This window comes from Psychromonas ossibalaenae ATCC BAA-1528, assembly GCF_000381745.1.
Classification (GTDB): domain Bacteria; phylum Pseudomonadota; class Gammaproteobacteria; order Enterobacterales; family Psychromonadaceae; genus Psychromonas; species Psychromonas ossibalaenae.
Window position 1 is genome coordinate 118,658 of sequence record NZ_KB906970.1, and the last position, 19,729, is coordinate 138,386.

The following is a 19,729-nucleotide window of genomic DNA, read 5'->3' on the forward strand; positions in this document are numbered from 1 at the left end:
GTCTACCGCGTGTATTTTACTTTTCCGAGTCTTTATTAAATGAACTCGGCAGTACATCAACACCAACAATTTTACCCAGCTTAACGATTAAAGGTATGGTGAGCGGGGCGAAAGGTAATACAGCAAACATACCTAGTCCTAATCCTTTTAAGATGTCTGCAAACTGTTTATTGGCCGCCTGCATCTCTTCCTGCGTAGCTTGTTTTTTCGTATAACGTTTATAGGTGAGCAGCATCTCTTTGGTTTCCCGCTTTTCCTGCGCTAATGCACCTTTCAAAACCAGCAGGTCACGTTTTAAACGCAACCAGAAACGTCGTCTGCCAATGCGTAAAACACGGACAGGTGCTTTATATATATGAGGGTATATTTTCATAGCAGAATTGTCTCATAGGGATCGCTAAAGCGATATCTTTTAAAAACAGCAATGCTTAATAAATAGTCTCAATTCTCTCTAACTGCGAATTTCACATTTGCTGAATCGATTCACTCTTTGCGATGTCAGCCAAGTTTTGAATGGTTTTTTATCGGTTTCTCTAATTAAGATCACATAAACCCCTCTATGAACTTGTTGCTGTCAGCTAGATGCTCATAAAATCCGCAAAATAACACTACATATTGGGTAGTGTTATTTGTCTGTGTAGAGCAGTTCACGGCTCAGGCATCTAGCTATTATCAGCTTCAGTGCTAGAAATTAACAATTTTGACCGCGGTAGACAGCCTGTAATTTAACTCAGTGATGGAATAATTATGATTAACGATGTACAAAAAGCGAACCAGATACTTGCACTGAAAACTGCAGAAATTAACTGCTGTCACCGTCCCGGTTTTCATATTTCACCACCCGCCGGCTGGCTTAATGATCCTAACGGCTTGTGTTTTCATAATGGCACGTATCATGCGTTTTATCAGCATCACCCTTTTTCTGAAAACTGGGGGCCGATGCACTGGGGGCATGTTACTTCCACAGATATGGTGCATTGGCAGCATCAGTCTGTGGCATTGGCTCCGGGTGAGGAGGGGGCCTGTTTTTCAGGTTCTGCTGTTAGTGATGGTGAACAGCTGGCTCTTTTCTATACCGGCAGTATCTGGTTAGGAGAAGAGGGCGATGATTCGCAGATGCGCCAGGTACAGTGTCTAGCAACAAGCCGAGACGGACTTATTTTTGAAAAACAGGGCATTGTTATGCCGCTGCCGCCTAAAAACGGCATGATTCATTTCCGAGATCCTAAAGTGTGGCGTGAAGAAAACAGATGGCACATGGTTGTTGGTATGCGCGATGGTGAAACCGGACAGATCGGTTATTACCAGTCAGATGACCTGCATGAATGGTCTTTTATCAGTGTGCTTGCTGAAGCAGATAAATCAATGGGGTTTATGTGGGAATGCCCGGATTTTTTCAGCATGGCAGGAAAACAGGTTCTTATCTGTTCCCCACAGGGGATGCAGGCTTCGGGTTATGATAACCGCAGCCTTTTTCAAAATGGTTATATGGTTGGTCAGTTTGATAAAGAGCAGGGCACTTTTACTTTTGATAAGTTTGAAGAGCTGGATCATGGCCATGATTTTTATGCACTACAGACATTTACAGCAGCCGATGGGCGTCGTGTGGGCATTGCCTGGATGGATATGTGGGAAAGTAATATGCCTACACAGAAAAAAGGCTGGGCGGGAGCGCTTACACTGCCGCGTGAACTGCAGTTAGATGCCGACAATAAACTGCGCCAGATACCGGTGGTTGAACTGCAGTCTTTGCGTTGTGAGAAGCTAAATCCAGTTTGCCGCAAGAGTATTAATAATGAAGTTCAGTTTATCGGTATTCAGGAAGAAATGCTGGAACTGAAAATTTGTTTCTCGCTGGCACAGGCTGGTGCCGAGCGTTTTGGATTGATGCTGCGGTGCGGTGAGACTCCCTTTGAACAGACGCTGATTGGTTATGATGCCATGGCCGGGCGGGTATTTATTGATAGAAATTTATCTGGTCAGAATATGCAGGGGGTACGCAGTGCTGCCGTTGACGCACTTGACGGCGTTATTGAACTGCATATTTTCCTGGACAGGTCATCCGTTGAAATATTTGTTAATCAGGGGGAAGCTGCATTAACCAGCCGAATCTATCCAAGTCAGTCCAGTCTGGATGTTAAGGTTTTTGCTGAAAACGGCCGGGTTGATATTGAGCAGTTTTCCGCATGGCGTCTGCAGGATATATGGAATAAATAATAATTAAGCAGGACTGCTTAAGTGCAGTCCTGCATTACAATCTTACCTGCCTTACAACAAAGCGTTTCTTATTACCTCCAGTTTAGACATTGTTTTTCATCTCTTTGATCTGTATCAGGTAATGCTTTGCCGCTCTACTTGTGGAAAAGGCACCCAGAGACAATACTTAAATGCTGCTTATCACCTGCGTCGAGCTGTTTCTGACGTAAATTTTTGATTTAAAAACAGGAATTAATATGTTTCAAATTAGAACTTATAATCAGATTGCCAGCATCGGCCTGGATAATTTTAGCCGTGATAACTATGAAGTTGCGAGTACACTTAGTCTGCCGGATGCGCTGGTACTGCGCAGCTTCAAACTGCATGATGAGCCTTTACCTGATTCTGTCAAAGCCGTTGCCCGAGCCGGAGCCGGGGTTAATAATATCCCCGTTGAAAAATGCTCACAGAAAGGTATTGTCGTTTTTAATACGCCGGGCGCGAATGCCAATGCCGTTAAAGAGCTGGTACTGCTGGCTATGCTGCTTTGCTCTCGAGGTGCTGTTGAAGGTATTAACCACTGCCGGGCTTTAACTGATGTTTGCGATGATAAAATAGGTGCTGAGCTTGAGCTGGCTAAAAAACAGTTTAAGGGCAGTGAAATAGCCGCTAAAACATTAGGGGTTGTCGGCCTGGGGGCAATTGGCGCTAATGTTGCCAATATGGGCATCGATCTAGGCATGAATGTGGTTGGTTATGATCCGGCTATCTCAATTGATGCGGCATGGCGTTTATCCAGCAAAATAGAGAAAATGGAAAACCTGCACTCGCTGCTGGCACGCTGTGATTATATTACGCTGCATATCCCGGCGGTGGAAGCGACTAAAAATCTGATCAACAGCGAAGCACTGGCACATATCAAAGAAGGATCCTGTCTGCTTAACTTTGCCCGTGGTGAAGTGTGTGATGCGCAGGCTGTTACTGCAGCGCTTGACAGCGGCAGGCTGCTCCATTTTGCCACAGACTTTCCAACGGCCGCTATGATTCATCGTGAAGACGTTATCCCTATGCCCCACCTCGGCGCAAGCACCGAAGAGGCTGAAGATAACTGCGCGATAATGGCTTGTAACCAGTTAATTGAGTTTCTTGAAAACGGAAATATTAAAAACTCAGTTAACTTTCCGCCGATCAGCCTGGAGCGAAATACCCCGTACCGGATCACCTTTGTTAATGAAAATGTCGCCGGGGTATTAGGTAATGTGCTTTCTATTCTGGCGGATAAAAATGTCAACGTGACAGATATGATGAATAAAAGCCGTAATAATATCGGTTATAACATCATCGATCTGGAAAGCGAACCGCAGGATGAACTCATTGAAGCTATCCGTAAAGTCGAACATGTTATTGCTGTGCGTTCTTTGTAAAAAGCAGGGAGCATTATGCTCCCTGCTTCTCTGCAGCTGTCCGCTGATGACGGGGTAATACGATAGATATCAGCGCCGCCGCGGTTAAAAATGCGCAGGAAAACCATAAACAGGCCGCCATGCCGTAGGACTGGTATAACCACCCGGATAAAATAGTGCCGATTAACCGGCCCATGGCATTCGCCATATAATAGAAACCCACATCAAGTGAAACACCGTCATCTCTGGCATAGCTGACAATCAGGTAAGAGTGCAGCGATGAAGTCAGCGCAAACACTGCACCGAAAATCAATAAACCGACAATGATTGAGAACTCGGGAAACCAGGAATACTGAATCGCTAATGCGATAATTACAGTGATCAGTGCTAGCAGAGCCGTCAAGTTCATTGCAGACTTGCCGTCCGGAGCCGCCGACTTTCCGGTTATTTTAGGAGCCAGGCTCTGTACAATCCCATAGGCGATAACCCAGAGAGCCAGAAAACCACCGACCCAGAGATGATCCCAGCCGAATACGCTGCCGAGATAGATAGGCAGGGCGACCACAAACCAGATATCACGTGCGCCGAACAGGAACATGCGGGCTGCGGAAAGAATATTAATAGGCCGGCTTTTGGAAAATATCTGTGAAAACTTAACTTTGTTTTTAGCTTTGCCGATATTTTTGTCTAACAGTAAAAGGCTTAAGGTTAATACCGCTGCTAATACAGCCGCCATGGCAAGTACCGCCCCTTGAAAACCAATTACCACGAGTAAAACACCGCCAAGGAAAAAACCACAGCCTTTTAACGCATTTTTAGAGCCGGTCAGTATGGCAATCCACTTGTACAAAACGCCCTGTTGATCAGGGGGAACTAAAGTTTTAATGGCGCTTTTAGCGCTCATTTTATTAAGATCTTTAGCTATGCCTGAAAGTGCCTGTGCAAGCATCACCCAGATAATCGTTAAAAACTCAGAGGGGACGGCGAGCATCATTAAGGCCGTTATCTGCATGGCTAAACCAATATTCATGGTTTTATTTAAGCCTAAGTGTGCGCCTAGCCAGCCGCCTAACAAATTGGTCACGACGCCGAAAAATTCATAAAAAAGAAATAGAGAAGCAATCTGCAGCGGGCTGTAACCTAGCTGATGAAATTGTAAAACCACTAACATGCGCAGCGCACCGTCGGTCAGTGTAAAATTCCAGTAGTTAAAGGTGACCAGCATATACTGCTGCACATCTCTGCTAAGTCCTGATAGTTTATGAAACATAATAAGCACTCAATGACAGGCGGCCGATGGAGAGGATCCGCCTGTAATAATGTTAGTTAAGGCTGACCCACTTTGCGGATTAACTCTGCCGTTCTGGTCGCGTAACCCATTTCGTTATCGTACCAGGCATAGATTTTCAGCATGCGTTTGTTGACCACCATAGTGGATAATGCGTCAACCACCGTTGAGCGCGGATCGCCTTTATAATCGATTGATACCAGAGGGCGTGTTTCAAAACCTAAAATTCCGGCCAGCTCATCCTGTGAGGCTGCTTTTAATAAAGTATTAACTTCCTCTATATCCGTATCACGGGAGACATTAAAAATGATATCGGTTAATGAAGCATTCGCTAATGGTACACGTACTGCGTGACCGTCAATTTTACCTTCGAGCTCAGGGAAAATATCAATAACCGCTTTGGCAGAGCCGGTGGTGGTCGGGATTAAACTCATACCGCAGGCTCTGGCCCGGCGCAGATCTTTATGCGGCGCGTCAAGAATGGTCTGGGTATTAGTTAAATTATGAATGGTGGTAAAAGAAGCATGTTCAATGCCGATTTTTTCATGAATCACTTTTACAACCGGAGCAATACAGTTAGTCGTACAGGAAGCTGCTGTAACAATGCGGTGGATGTTCTTATCAAACAGGTGATCATTAACGCCTACTACTACATTCAGTACGCTGTCATCTTTTACCGGCGCTGATACCACAACGCGCTGCACGCCTTGATCTAAGTATTTTTGTAATAAATCTACCTGGCGGTGCACACCTGTTGATTCAAGTACCACATCGCAGGCGCTCCAGTCTACGGCATCTAAATTCCGTTCGCTGGTGCACTTGATTCGAGTTTTGCCGATAACAATATCATCACCATCACAATTGACCTGGTGGTGCCAGCGTCCCTGGATAGAATCAAATTCAAGAAGATGCGCTAAAGCTTCGGCATCTCCGGCAGCATCATTGATCTGAACAAACTCAACATCAGCCCAGTCAAAAGAAGCGCGAAGTGCTAATCTGCCGATACGTCCAAAACCATTTATACCTATTTTAACTGTCATTTTTCATTTCCTGTTAAGCCGTAGTGAAGTGCAGTATAGATAGGAAATTAACATATGTAAATTCATATATATGAATTTACATATATGGCATTATGGCTTAAAAGTCGCTTATTAAGGGGGGGATGACTACTGAGGTTGTTTTCTGTCTGCAATCTGGTGAAGTTTAATTTTTTCTCGGTTAATGATACCGGGATTACCGTTGCGAACCGTAGCCAGTGTGTGACGTATCCAGGCAGGAAGATGCTCAGACAGACTGTAAAAAACCCACAGCCCCTGTTTTTTTACTTGTAAAATTCCCCCGTCACGCAGTAAAGCCAGATGACGGGAAACTTTAGGCTGACTGACCTCTAGTACGTTTACTAGATCTCCAACGCTGAGTGACTGTTCATCTTCAATGAGCATCAGTACTTTTAAACGCAGCGGATCACTCATAATTTTGAATAACTCAACGGGACCGAACGGATCTGCTGCTTCCTGGCCGTTAAGCATTAAAAATAGTGATATGCGCGCTTTTAATCCGTTAAAAGTATCAATAAAAGGCTGTATGCCGGGAAGGTATTTAGGATCGGAAAAATCCCAGTGGATTAAGGCCTGTGAGTCTGAAAACAGGGCGCATTCATGGTTCGCTTTATCGCATAAGGTAATCACATAATCAAAATGTTCATACTGCAGCTGTTCAACAGACTGGCTTTTTAGCCCCTGGCTGCCGACAGCATTGGCTTTTAATACTTCAAATACACGGGGATCAATCTCGCTGGGAGCTGTTCCTGCACTGGCCACAATAAAACTGTCGTTACATAAATGGCGAAACAGAGCTTCAGCAAGCTGTGAGCGTGCAGAATTACCTGTGCATAGGAAAAGTAAGCGTTTTTTCATAGATGCCTGTGTTATTTGAAATTACCGAATAATGAAAACCATATATAACAAATTTCATATATGCTTGCAAAGCCCGCTTAGTATTAAGGTGTTGTGGTTCAGTCAATTTGGCCTAAAAATTATAGGTTTGTAAGTCTCATGGGGGGACAAACCAACTTAGCTTGCTGCTTAATTGCTCTGTTCACCTCTGAATGAAAAATAGTTATTGTCGTTCATCATTATTACTTACCAAAATTTATAAAACAGTGAACGGTTTACTGTTGCTTTGCATATTAAGCTGCAAACATCTGCAAACGAATGACACTGAAAGCTTTTCGTCGTTATTTTTCAGATTAGCAATACCAATCGACCTATAATCACGCAAAAACTATTTCTAACGCTCCGTTATTTTATTAATTGAAACTATTTTTAAGGACTGCCACTTCGCAGGGCTCAGCAAACGTCTCTTAGGCTGTGATTTTAGTGCCTTAAAATCGCGATTTAAGTGGTTTGTAATGCATTGATTCAAAAGGAGTTAACAAATTGGATTTGTGCCTTTTGACAGTGCTAGTCTTAACCCATTATCTATTCGGAGAAGACCATGAAACATAACAACAAAACCTTTCGAGAGCAGGACTTTTCACAACAATCGCTGCAAGAGGCAATATTTGAGAACTGCCAGTTTTACCTTTGTAATTTTAGCCGCGCAGATTTAAGAGATGCACAGTTTATCAATTGTAAATTTATAGAAGCGGGAGAAAATGTGGGCTGCCAGTTTAACCGTGCGGATTTACGTGATGCAAGTTTCAAACAATGCAGGCTGGCGATGGCTAATTTCCAAGGTGCCAATGGTTTTGGGGCAGAATTTAGAGAGTGTGATTTACAAGGAGCCAGCTTCGTAAAAACCAGCTTTGTAAATCATATATCCCATCATAGTTACTTTTGTTCCGTATATATCACCGGTTGTAATTTGTCTTACACAAACTTTGAACGGCAGTGCATTGAAAAGTGCGATTTATTTGAAAACCGCTGGACAGGGGCAAACTTACAAAATGCCTCTTTTAAAGGATCGGATTTAAGTCGCGGGGAGTTTTCTTCAGATAGCTGGCAGCAGTTTGATATGCAATATTGTGACCTCAGTTATTGTGAGTTGTATGGTTTAGATCCTCGCCGTATTAATTTAAATGGAGTGAGAATTTGTGACTGGCAGCAGGAGCAGCTGTTAGAGCCGCTAGGTGTTGTTATTTTACCAAGTTAATCATTAATGGTTAGCGAATTCAAATGAGATAAAGCTCGCTATCTACTTAACTACATCCAGAAAGGTAGTGTGATACAAGCTCTGATCGGGCTTAGGCGCTTCCATCCCAAGGACTTAGAGACAAAAAGCAATACGTGATCCAGCTGCTGTTTGAGGCGCAGCCTGCCAATCGGCTAGAAACAGGCATGAAAAACACATATTTACTAAGAAGAACAACAAATTCTGATAGGGTTTTGCCGCAAACGTAGCATAATGAGACAACACGCGCTTCGGTGCTAACATAAATGGATATAATTATTTTGAAGAAGATATTTGGAACACACAGCGGGGCATTTCATGCCGATGATGTTTTTGCCGTTGCGGCATTGTCGATGCTGCACCCTGAGTATGAAATACACCGTTCACGTGATCCCAAAGTATGGGCGAAATGTGATTACCTTGTTGATGTTGGTGGTTACTACAATCATGATGAAAAGATATATGACCACCACTTTAAGAATGGCCCGACATACGACGATGGTTTGAAGATGTCATCCGTCGGATTAATATGGTCTCATTATGGGACAGAGATTTGCGGCTGTCCTCTTATTGCAGATAGGATTTGTCGACGTTTGATTCGGCAGTTTGATGCAATTGATAATGGAGTGACATTAACGCATCACATTGAAGATTTTTCTGATGTTCGCGAAATATCACTATCGGGGTCAATCTCCATGATGAATCCTCTGGATCACTCTAAAGCGGATCAAGCCTTTGACGGCGAAGTGCTGCGGGCGCGTCTATTACTTCAGACTGCAATCGTACAAGCAAAGCATTGGATTGATAGTCGTGCTGGATTGGAGACGGCGCTTAAAGAAGCTCTGGATGAACAACGTTCATATATTATTGTTCCTGAAGATTGTAAGTGGACAGAACACTTGTTTAACAGCAAAGAAAATGAAACGATTCTTTATGCAGTATATCCCCATGGTGAAAAGTGGTACGCCCGTGCCGTTCCATCAGCGCCTGGAGAGTTCTCAAACCGTAAGGACTTCCCCAAACCATGGGCAGGTTTACGTGATGATGAATTTTCAAAAGCAGCAGAGATTAGCGATGGAATATTCTGTCATCATGGGTTATTTATCTGTGCAACTGGCTCACTTCAGTCGACTTTGAAGATAGTCGATGATGCTGTTAAAGCCTAAACTGACAAAGCTTCAATAAATATTTGTGTTCGCTAAGCTGTGTTCAGTAATTGATTACCGAGTACTGTAGCGGCCTAGTGAATTTACCTTCTAATTGATAGACAATTCAATTATACAGGGGACGAAAGTGCCTTACTGTTATAGCGAAAGAATGCAGAGGCCTTCACGCTCATATATCCATCGCCAGGCCTTGCCGGCGATGGATATATTTAGCCGCTTAGTCTGTGTAGCAGCTGTCCCAGTCGCCGTAGTTAGCATCACCCGTTAATACTTGTAACTCAACTTCGCCAAGTCCTTTAACAATAACTGCATTGATTATTTCTATCACTGCATCTAAGTCATCTTGTTCTGTGAAGAAGTTAACCGCCACGTGGTACTGCTCATTAAAATATGCAATAAACAGATCCCAGCCTTGCTGCTGCTGGCATTGAACTAAAGCGGTATCGACTTGGTCGAACTTTTCAATATCTGCACTAAAACGGATCTCTGCGCAGGTTTGAGCAAAAGGACCAATAGCCATTTTTTTCATATGACGGGCTTTGTGGTGACTTTTAAGCTGTGGTTTTGCCATTTCTGGAACGGTGATAATATTCATGAGTTACCTATTTGAAATTTGAAGGACGTGGACCGGGCACGTCGATAAAGATTTTCGCTAACGCGATTGAGCAGGAGCTTAAACTAGCTTGCCAAACTGCGCAAGTTAAAGCGAAGTAACACCTATAGGGGGGGAATACGTCAGCATGCTTAACTGTCAATGGGGAGATCTAACCCGCATTAAGTAAATAATTCAAACTTAAAGACCTGACTATGAGGGGGGGAGGCGGCTTGGGCATAAATAAAAAGGGTTAAGACAATATATTAACCCTTTTCTGCAAATTTAATATTCTGAATAGTAATCTTAATGAGTTGTACGGTTCGTGCCGTTACGCACCAAATCCTGGCCTGTTTGGAACACTTCTTCCGTAACCCAGCGTGATAATAATAATTGGTGTTTATCATCTAATACTGCAACAAAACGACGACCGTCTTTATTGTTTGTTGCCATAGCTACACCAGCTACATTTGTTAACCCCAAACCACCTGTTTCAACTGAAATTAAAAAGGTTTCTAACTCTTCTAGGTTAGTGATGATGCCTGCTTCATTATTCATATTTACATTCTCTTGCTGAACTAAATCTATAATCACGGAATGTTACGGTGTTTACCTTGCTAAGGCAACTTTCCACGTTAGTGTCCATGAATTAATTAGTGCTATAGACATAAACAAACAGCCCTTATTTACATTGATAAGAGCAGTATTATTTTTTCTTTAAATCGCTAGCCAACGGTTAGTGATAGTTGATCCGCTCTACAAAAAGGCTGGACATATATGGATGCTCCACACTTGTACAGCTAACAGATATTAATTATCAATCTTTAAAAGATCTTTGTTCTTTTTTTTGCTCTTAACCAAACTAATTTCAACAAAAAACCATATAATCAATTACTTTCTACACTATTAAGTATGAATATCTTAAGGAAGCCTACTAGATGATCACATTAACTGCTTTGCAAAGTCGTGTTATCGGCGTAATGCTTGAAAAAGAGAGCACCACACCTGAGCAATATCCTTTGTCATTAAATGCTCTGACCAACGGTTGTAATCAAAAGAGTAACCGGGAACCGGTTATGTCGCTTTCAGAAACTGAAGTGCAGAATATTCTTGATGAACTAATCGATATGAAACAGCTGATGGTCGATTCTGGTGCATCAGGACGAGTTAATAAGTATAAGCACCGGTTCTGTAATACTTCATTCGGCAGTTTGCAATTAACAGAACAACAAAAATCAATTATTTGTGTGTTGTTTCTTCGTGGTCCGCAAACACCTGGCGAGCTGCGCACCCGCACTAATCGCTTAGCTGACTTTGCTAATGTTAATGAAGTTGAAGCCGCTCTTGAGCAGCTGCAAAACTTAAACAACGTACAGTTAGTGAAAAAGTTAGCAAGAGAGCCCGGTAAAAGAGAGTCTCGCTACATACATCTATTTTCTGATACTTCTGGTGCTGAATCTGCACCTATAGAAGCTGAAGCTAATTCAGCACCAGTATCTTCAGCAGATCAGAGCGAACTTGAAACTCGGGTGGAGTTATTAGAGCTGGAAGTTAATGAGTTAAAAGCAGAGTTAGCTCGTTTGTCGGCTTTAGTTGAATAGACATAGCGCTTTGCATTCCTGATCTGCTGTAAAAAATGACCTGTTTTACTTAACCACTTAATGCCTATCTTTGCTAATTATTTTCCAGGGTGATTAAATCACCCTGATAACCACAAAAACTATATGCGTACAGGCTATATTTAGATAGATACTCAGTCTGAATATAGGCGAGAAAGCCTATTGGACTGAATATAAATCCGTAATCAAATTAACGGATCATAACATTACTGAGGTTTTCTCAGTAAAATCACATCATCTCCAATAAATTCTAGTTCAAGCTTGTCACGCTCTGCCAGATAACGAAAAGTCGCCCGGCTAAAAAAGATCACATGGGTAGGGTCATATTTATAGTGCCAGCAGGCAAACGCTTCAAGGTCTATAACCTGTTTAGTCATTATTCCTATCCAGCCGCCCGGCTTAACTAAATTTAACCATTGCGACCATATTTTTTTAGGATCAAAGAGGTGTTCTATCACCTCGGTCGCAGTCACAAAATCATACGTTTTCTCCAGCACATCGGCATCAGGCTGATAGTAAATATCGTATAACGCAACTGTGTGGCCAGCCTCGCGAAGCATATGTGCTAATGCGGGGCCTGGCCCGCAGCCAAAATCCAACCCTTTAGAGTCTGATGCCAGCCGCTTAAGAAGAGGCAAGGCTAAGCGCGATAAAAACCGTCGATAACCCTGGTCATCCGGGTCATTTTCATGATGATCATAGTGGGCTTTTTCACTCACCGTATCCAGCCTCTGCTCTTGAGGTACAAATACCAGCTCACAGCGAGAGCATTGAAAATAGCTGCGGTGTTTGTCTTCAAAGTAGAACTGTGTCTGATTTGATAAACACAAGGGACAAAGGTGCATGGATACTTCCTCTAATTTGAGATGCGCAAAGCACCCTAAGATAGTTCTTCTTAAATATATTCCTTAATAAGCTTTTATAACTCGTTTTGGGAGCGAAAGCGAGCCACATCAATATGAGGTGGTCTGATTGATTCAACTAACCCAGTTAAGACATAATTGACTTAACTGGGTATTGAAATGACAAAACGTAAAACTGCACTGGCTCCTTAATATTATAACCGGAGAAAATGGACACCCGCAGGCTGTACTGATTCGAGGGGTGAAGGAGATAAACGGCCCCGGCCGAGTGGGTAAACAGCTGCAGTTAGATAAATCTTTCTATGGAGAGGATATTACTCAATTCATAGAATATGGATTTAAAATTGGGGAGTGCCTGTTAGTTATACAGCAGTTAAGCGTATGGGAATTGGTTATGCAGGAGAGGTGTGGATAAACAAATTATGGCGGTTTATATTGGACGATTGTGCTGAGCGTCAGCCGTAATTATTGACTTTCACCTGCATTTTCAAAAGTGCTTTTTAAAAAAGGGAGCCTGTACAGTACAGACTCCCTAGTTTATAACTGCATTATGTGCTTACTGATATTTAATCAATAGCAGCCAGCGTTGCCGTTAACAGCTGCCAGAATTTATCAACACTGGCGATATGTACTTTCTCATCGGGACTATGCGGGAATTTGATGGTCGGGCCGAATGAAATCATATCCCAGTGCGGGTACTTATCACTGAACAGACCACATTCTAAACCGGCATGAATTACCATAGTTTTTGGTTTTTGATCAAAAAGCTCTGTGTACTGCGCTTCCATCACTTTATAAACTGCAGAGCTCTTGTTAGGTGTCCAGCCCGGATAGTTTCCATCTTTACGTACAGCTGCGCCATGTTCTGCAAAGTGCTGTGCAATTTTTTCAGCTTCAATCTGTTTTTCCTGCTCAACCTGAGAACGAATTAATACCTGAATATCAAAACTGCTCTGCTCGCTGTTATTTTGAGTAAGCACTCCCATATTGCTTGATGTCTGCACCACATCGGAGAAGTTATTATCCATGGTAAAAATGCCGTTAGCGCATCCAAGCAGGCTGTTTAACAAGTTAGTCTGACTTTGGTGAGTTAAAATAGAAGCCGGTAAGTCACAAGACTGCACGCTAAGCTGTAAATTAGGCTCAGCATTCTTAAACTCACTGCATAGATTTAACTGCAGGGTATTGATAATAATTTCTAAACTGTTCTGATATTGTGCATCGCAGACAATCACGGCACGTGCTTCACGCGGAATAGCATTACGTAAACTGCCGCCTTCAAACACTGCCATATGGAAAGGCACTGCATCAAAGTTATTTAAGACAGAAGCTAAGGTTTTTATCGCATTAGCACGACCTAAATTGATATCACAACCGGAATGTCCGCCTTTTAGGCCGCTAAGTGAAATTTCATAAGCCTTGTCTGACGGTGTGCTTTCCATTTTTTCATAAGGCAAGCTGACATTAACATTAATACCGCCGGCACAACCGACATATAATTCACCTTCCTGTTCCGAATCGGTATTAATTAAAATTTCACCCTGCAGCGAATCGGCCTGCAGGCCGAATGCACCAGTCATACCGGTTTCTTCATCTGTGGTTAACAGTACTTCCAAGGGGCCGTGTTTTAATTCATTATCAGCTAAAACGGCTAAGCAGGCCGCCATACCGATACCGTTATCTGCGCCTAATGTTGTATTGTCTGCATGCAGCCACTCTCCGTCGATAATGGTGGTGATCGGGTCGGTTAAAAAGTCATGTTCCGTATCATTGTTTTTCTGCGGCACCATATCCAGATGCGCTTGAAGAATAACTGCCGTTTTGTTTTCATATCCCGGTGCGGCGTCTTTCTTTAAAATTAGATTGCCGATATTGTCCTGAATGCAGGATATATTATTTTCTTTTGCCCAGTTGATGATCCAGTCAGCTAACTGCTGTTCATGCTTTGATGGATGTGGAATTGCACAGATATTTGAAAAATAAGACCAAACTGAAGAAGCGGAAGTTGATTGTAAGGATTGCATAAAAGACCTTATTATAAAGGGAGAGGAAAAACCATATTGTTAGTCGGTGTTAAAGGTATAGTAAATTGATCTAAATCAATATGCCATAAACAGATAAAGAAATTTACAGTGTCATAAGAAAATTTTAAATATTCCTATACAGCGGCTCGTTTTTTAGGCCTGCTTGCTGTCTTGTTTATCCCGGCCTTACCTGCTGTTAATATAAAATATTCTACTAGGTGCACATTTAAATTCATAATTATAAATGGCTAATTTTATTAGTCGTTTATTTTCTTTAACGCCTATTCCCCCTTAAATACCCCATTAACTTTTTTATTTCATCAAAAATAAAAAATTGATTGGTTAATTGTGCGGAAGATCTATAGACTGTCGCGAATTTGCCAAAATTTATGATTGTTGGCGGGAAAAAAAGCTCATAACTTTCCGTTGATGATTGTAAAATTTATTTTTATTGTTGTCCTAATGGAGGTTATCTTGAGTCATTCTGCCATACTGGTATTGGAAGATGGAACGGTATTTGAAGGTGTATCAATAGGCGCTGATGGAAGTTCTGTCGGTGAAGTTGTTTTTAATACATCAATGACAGGTTACCAAGAAATTTTAACAGACCCATCCTACGCTCGCCAAATCGTTACCCTAACTTACCCCCATATCGGAAACACCGGAACAAATGATGAAGATGAAGAATCTCCATCAATTCATGCCTGCGGCTTAGTTATCCGCGATTTACCTCTTCTTGCCAGCAATTTCCGTAATCAGGAATCGCTTAGTGATTATCTGAAAGCGCGTAATGTTGTTGGTATCGCTGAGATTGATACACGTAAACTGACACGTATTCTGCGTGAAAAGGGGGCACAAGCGGGCTGTATTATCGCCGGTGAAAACCTTGAACAGGCGGCTGCTCTTGCGCAGGCAAAAGCTTTTCCAGGTCTTAAAGGCATGGACTTAGCAAAAGAAGTAACAACAGCAGAGTCATTTGAATGGGCACAAGGCAGCTGGACACTGACGGGCGGTTTACCGAACGACATTACAGATGCTAAATATCATGTTGTGGCTTACGATTACGGTGTTAAACGCAACATCTTACGTATGCTGGTGGACAGGGACTGCCGCGTTACTGTCGTTCCTGCACAAACGCCTGCAAGCGACGTACTGGCAATGAATCCTGACGGCGTGTTCCTTTCAAACGGCCCGGGTGACCCTGAACCCTGTACTTACGCAATCGAAGCAATTCAAGAAATCTTAAAAACAGAGATTCCTGTATTTGGTATCTGTTTAGGTCATCAGCTGCTGGCTCTAGCAAGCGGCGCAAAAACAGCGAAAATGAAATTCGGTCACCATGGTGCTAACCATCCGGTGAAAGATTTAGACAGAGACGTTGTGATGATCACCAGTCAAAACCACGGTTTTGCTGCTGACCAGACTTCATTACCTGAAAATCTGCGTGCCACACACGTTTCATTATTTGACGGTTCATTACAAGGTATTCATCGTACTGATAAACCAGCATTTAGTTTCCAGGGACACCCGGAAGCCAGTCCTGGTCCGCATGATGCTGCGCCTTTATTCAATCACTTTATAGAGTTGATTGAACAGTACAAAAAAGCCTAGTAAAGCAAATTCGAATAAAAAGGGTAAATTTCACATGCCAAAACGTAATGATTTAAAAACCATCCTAATTATTGGTGCCGGCCCGATTATTATCGGCCAAGCCTGTGAGTTTGACTACTCGGGTGCACAAGCTTGTAAAGCACTGAAAGAAGAAGGTTACCGTGTTGTATTAGTTAACTCTAACCCGGCAACAATTATGACCGACCCGGATATGGCCGATGCAACCTACATCGAACCGATTCACTGGGAAGTTGTTGAGAAAATTATCGCTAAAGAGCGTCCATGTGCGGTTCTGCCGACAATGGGCGGGCAGACGGCACTTAACTGTGCACTTGAGCTTGAAGAAAAAGGCGTATTAGCCAAATACAATGTTGAAATGATCGGTGCAACGGCTGACGCAATTGATAAAGCGGAAGACCGCAGCCGTTTCGATACTGCAATGAAAAAAATCGGACTTGAGTGTCCGCGTGCCGGTATCGCACATTCAATGGAAGAAGCTTACGGTGTTTTAGACATGGTTGGTTTCCCTTGTATTATCCGTCCCTCTTTCACTATGGGCGGCACCGGCGGCGGTATCGCGTATAACAAAGAAGAGTTTGACGAGATCTGTTCAAACGGTCTGGATCTTTCTCCTACGACTGAGCTGTTAATCGATGAATCATTAATCGGCTGGAAAGAGTACGAAATGGAAGTGGTTCGTGACAAAAATGATAACTGTATTATTGTTTGTGCGATTGAAAACTTCGACCCTATGGGTATTCATACCGGCGACTCAATCACGGTTGCACCGGCGCAGACATTAACCGATAAAGAATATCAGTTAATGCGTAATGCATCTTTAGCAGTTCTGCGTGAAATCGGCGTTGAAACAGGCGGTTCAAACGTACAGTTTGGTATCAACCCGGAAGACGGGCGTATGGTGCTGATTGAAATGAACCCGCGTGTATCTCGTTCATCTGCACTGGCGTCGAAAGCAACAGGTTTCCCGATTGCTAAAATCGCGGCTAAACTGGCTATCGGTTATACGCTGGATGAGCTGCAGAATGATATTACCGGCGGTAAAACGCCGGCATCGTTCGAGCCGACTATCGATTACGTGGTTACTAAGATTCCACGTTTTAACTTTGAAAAATTTGCTAACTCAAACGACCGTCTGACTACACAGATGAAGTCTGTTGGTGAAGTAATGGCGATCGGTCGTAACCAGCAGGAGTCTTTACAAAAAGCACTGCGCGGTCTGGAAGTCGGCGCTGACGGTTTCAGCCCTATGGTTGATATCAATGCTGATGACGCAATGGATAAAGTTTTATACGAACTGCGTGAAGCCGGTGCTGAGCGTATCTGGTATATCGGTGATGCATTCCGTTTAGGCATGAGTATGGATGAAATCCACGCGATTACCATGATTGATAAATGGTTCTTAGTGCAGATTGAAGATCTTATCCTTGAAGAGAAGAAAATTGCCGAAGGCGGCTTGCGAGCACTGGATAAAGCAGAACTTAAACGTCTTAAGCGTAAAGGTTTTGCCGATAGCCGTATCGCAACTGTTGCCGGTGTTTCTGAAACAGAAATCCGCAAACTGCGTGAACGTTTTGAACTGCACCCGGTTTACAAACGTGTTGATACCTGTGCTGCTGAGTTCTCGTCAGATACAGCTTACATGTACTCTACTTACGATGAAGAGTGTGAAGCCAACCCGTCTGATAAAGATAAAATTATGATTATCGGCGGCGGTCCTAACCGTATCGGCCAGGGTATCGAATTTGACTACTGTTGTGTACATGCCGCTATGGCAATGCGTGATGACGGTTATGAAACCATTATGGTTAACTGTAACCCGGAAACTGTTTCTACCGATTACGATACATCAGACCGCTTATACTTCGAACCAATCACATTAGAAGATGTGCTGGAAATCGTTAAAGTTGAACAACCTAAAGGTGTTATCGTGCAGTACGGCGGTCAGACGCCGCTTAAACTGGCACGTGCTCTTGAAGCTGCCGGTGTACCGATTATCGGTACCTCTCCGGAAGCGATTGACCGTGCGGAAGACCGTGAGCGTTTCCAGCAGACGATTGAGCGCTTAGGTCTTAAACAGCCTGAAAATGATACTGTAACTACGCTTGAACAAGCGGTTGAGTCTGCTAAACGTATCGGTTACCCGTTAGTTGTTCGCCCGTCGTATGTACTTGGCGGCCGTGCAATGGAAATCGTTTACGATGAAATCGACCTGCGCCGTTACTTTAAAGAAGCGGTAAGTGTTTCTAACGAATCTCCGGTATTGCTGGACCGTTTCCTAGATGATGCAATCGAAGTCGATATTGATGCAATCTGTGACGGTACTGATGTAGTTATCGGCGGTATTATGGAGCATATCGAGCAGGCGGGTGTTCACTCCGGCGACTCGGCATGTTCTCTTCCTGCTTACACATTAAGTGCTGAAATTCAGGATGAGATGCGTGAATACATTCGTAAACTTGCATTAGAGCTTGGTGTTATCGGTCTGATGAATACCCAGCTTGCGGTTAAAAACAATGAAATCTACATGATCGAGGTTAACCCTCGTGCAGCACGTACGGTTCCATTTGTTTCTAAAGCAACCGGTGTGCCTATTGCTAAAATCGGTGCCAGCGTAATGGCCGGTAAAACACTGAAAGAGCTGGGTGTAACCAAGGAAGTGATTCCGCCGTATTACTCAGTTAAAGAAGTGGTATTACCGTTTAATAAATTCCCGGGTTCTGATCCAATCTTAGGTCCGGAAATGCGCAGTACTGGTGAAGTCATGGGCGCAGGTGATACTTTTGCTGAAGCTTATGCAAAAGCGGAACTAGGTTCAATTAAAGTTGTACCGAATGTCGGCCGTGTATTACTTTCTGTTCGTCAGAGCGATAAAGCACGTGTTGCTAAGCTTGCCTCTAAATTAATCGATTTAGGTTATGCGATTGATGCAACAACGGGCACGGCTGAAGTACTTAAAGAGTCTGGTATTTATGTACGTACGGTAAATAAAGTACATGAAGGGCGTCCGCATATTCTTGATCGTACTAAAAACGGTGAATACACCTACATGGTAAATACCACTGAAGGGCGTGTTGCCATTGAAGATTCACGTCAACTGCGTCGTGCTGCCCTGCGTTACAAGGTAGACTACACAACTACGCTGAACGGTGCATTTGCAACTTGTCAGGCGCATCTTGCAGACCCGACAGCTCCTGAAGCGACTGTAACTTCAGTACAAGAACTGCATAAACGTATTACTAGTTAGTTTATTAACTGACGTTTAAAAAGCTAAACTGTTAAAAAAGCTGTCCAGGTAACTGGACAGCTTTTTTTTGGAAAGTCATCTGCCGTCAAGGCTAAGTTGCGAGGATCCAGCTGTTGAAAACCCTCTTGAATATACACACGATGAATGGAAATATATGGAGTATCGAGGTTTACTTTTAATCGTTAAAAAGCTTTAGGTGCCGGATTTCTTCTTTTTGGGGGCTGTCTTTGTCTTTATTTTGTTATATTTGTATCGAGCTTTTTCTGGGGTTTGATCTACCGGAATTATTGCAATAGAATTGTAAACGATTACAATTATCAGGCAAATAACACTGACATTGCCAGTTTTAAATAATGGCCTCTAGATATTTTTGCAGGATAAAGAATCCAACGAGTTGTTCATAAAAATGTTGTTTTGTATGTTTTGGTGAGAGAAATGAGCTAATAACAATGAATGCAGTTCATTATTTGATATAACTGAAAACCTAAGGTCAAAGACAGTCGCCTAAGTGCTGCTGTCTTTATAGTGTAT

The 19,729-nt window shown here is 42.9% G+C and carries 15 protein-coding genes; 7 read left to right on the forward strand and 8 right to left on the reverse strand.

The window, feature by feature from the left end:
* Positions 1-16: 16 nt before the first annotated feature.
* A complete protein-coding gene (locus tag G327_RS0103475) occupies positions 17-373 on the reverse strand; it encodes a hypothetical protein (protein ID WP_019613374.1) in 357 nt (118 codons plus the stop codon).
* 374 nt (positions 374-747) lie between these two features.
* On the opposite strand from G327_RS0103475, the gene G327_RS0103480 reads away from it, so the two are divergent.
* Positions 748-2,217, forward strand: coding sequence for a glycoside hydrolase family 32 protein (locus G327_RS0103480; protein ID WP_019613375.1), 1,470 nt, complete (start codon positions 748-750; stop codon positions 2,215-2,217).
* A gap of 236 nt (positions 2,218-2,453) precedes the next feature.
* On the forward strand, positions 2,454-3,620 hold the full coding sequence (locus G327_RS0103485) for a phosphoglycerate dehydrogenase (protein WP_019613376.1): 1,167 nt from the start codon (positions 2,454-2,456) through the stop codon (positions 3,618-3,620).
* A 13-nt stretch (positions 3,621-3,633) separates the two neighbouring features.
* On the opposite strand, the gene arsJ is transcribed toward G327_RS0103485, so the two are convergent.
* From arsJ to G327_RS0103500, 3 genes are all read right to left on the reverse strand, one after another.
* Positions 3,634-4,869 (reverse strand): organoarsenical effux MFS transporter ArsJ, encoded by a 1,236-nt coding sequence (gene arsJ, locus G327_RS0103490; protein WP_019613377.1) that lies wholly within the window; start codon positions 4,867-4,869, stop codon positions 3,634-3,636.
* A gap of 56 nt (positions 4,870-4,925) precedes the next feature.
* Positions 4,926-5,927 (reverse strand): ArsJ-associated glyceraldehyde-3-phosphate dehydrogenase, encoded by a 1,002-nt coding sequence (locus tag G327_RS0103495; protein WP_019613378.1) that lies wholly within the window; start codon positions 5,925-5,927, stop codon positions 4,926-4,928.
* Between the two features lie 126 nt (positions 5,928-6,053).
* Positions 6,054-6,803 (reverse strand): metalloregulator ArsR/SmtB family transcription factor, encoded by a 750-nt coding sequence (locus G327_RS0103500; RefSeq protein ID WP_019613379.1) that lies wholly within the window; start codon positions 6,801-6,803, stop codon positions 6,054-6,056.
* Between the two features lie 580 nt (positions 6,804-7,383).
* Here G327_RS0103500 and G327_RS0103505 point away from each other — a divergent pair.
* Complete coding sequence (locus G327_RS0103505) at positions 7,384-8,040, forward strand: Qnr family pentapeptide repeat protein (protein WP_019613380.1); 657 nt, start codon at positions 7,384-7,386, stop codon at positions 8,038-8,040.
* Positions 8,041-8,324: 284 nt separating this feature from the next.
* Positions 8,325-9,224 carry an MYG1 family protein gene (locus tag G327_RS0103510; RefSeq protein ID WP_019613381.1) on the forward strand — a complete coding sequence of 300 codons (900 nt, stop codon included), beginning with the start codon at positions 8,325-8,327 and terminating at the stop codon, positions 9,222-9,224.
* 217 nt (positions 9,225-9,441) lie between these two features.
* Here G327_RS0103510 and G327_RS0103515 read toward each other — a convergent pair whose 3' ends face one another.
* Both G327_RS0103515 and G327_RS0103520 read right to left on the reverse strand, forming a co-directional pair.
* The gene (locus G327_RS0103515; protein WP_019613382.1) at positions 9,442-9,819 is read right to left on the reverse strand and encodes a hypothetical protein; all 378 of its coding nucleotides are present in this window, start codon (positions 9,817-9,819) and stop codon (positions 9,442-9,444) included.
* A 303-nt stretch (positions 9,820-10,122) separates the two neighbouring features.
* Complete coding sequence (locus G327_RS0103520) at positions 10,123-10,374, reverse strand: hypothetical protein (RefSeq protein WP_019613383.1); 252 nt, start codon at positions 10,372-10,374, stop codon at positions 10,123-10,125.
* A 380-nt stretch (positions 10,375-10,754) separates the two neighbouring features.
* On the opposite strand from G327_RS0103520, the gene G327_RS0103525 reads away from it, so the two are divergent.
* A complete protein-coding gene (locus G327_RS0103525; protein WP_019613384.1) occupies positions 10,755-11,417 on the forward strand; it encodes a YceH family protein in 663 nt (220 codons plus the stop codon).
* Positions 11,418-11,641: 224 nt separating this feature from the next.
* Here the strand turns inward: G327_RS0103525 and G327_RS0103530 are convergent, their stop codons facing one another.
* Positions 11,642-12,280: a class I SAM-dependent methyltransferase gene (locus G327_RS0103530; RefSeq protein WP_019613385.1), complete on the reverse strand. Its 639-nt coding sequence runs from the start codon at positions 12,278-12,280 to the stop codon at positions 11,642-11,644.
* A gap of 584 nt (positions 12,281-12,864) precedes the next feature.
* Positions 12,865-14,322, reverse strand: a complete 1,458-nt coding sequence (locus G327_RS0103540; protein ID WP_019613387.1) for an aminoacyl-histidine dipeptidase — start codon at positions 14,320-14,322, stop codon at positions 12,865-12,867.
* Between the two features lie 462 nt (positions 14,323-14,784).
* Between G327_RS0103540 and carA the strand changes: the two genes are divergently transcribed.
* Positions 14,785-15,933 carry a glutamine-hydrolyzing carbamoyl-phosphate synthase small subunit gene (gene carA / locus G327_RS0103545; protein ID WP_425413781.1) on the forward strand — a complete coding sequence of 383 codons (1,149 nt, stop codon included), beginning with the start codon at positions 14,785-14,787 and terminating at the stop codon, positions 15,931-15,933.
* Positions 15,934-15,967: 34 nt separating this feature from the next.
* Positions 15,968-19,198, forward strand: a complete 3,231-nt coding sequence (gene carB, locus G327_RS0103550) for a carbamoyl-phosphate synthase large subunit (RefSeq protein WP_019613389.1) — start codon at positions 15,968-15,970, stop codon at positions 19,196-19,198.
* The last annotated feature ends 531 nt before the right edge of the window (positions 19,199-19,729 follow it).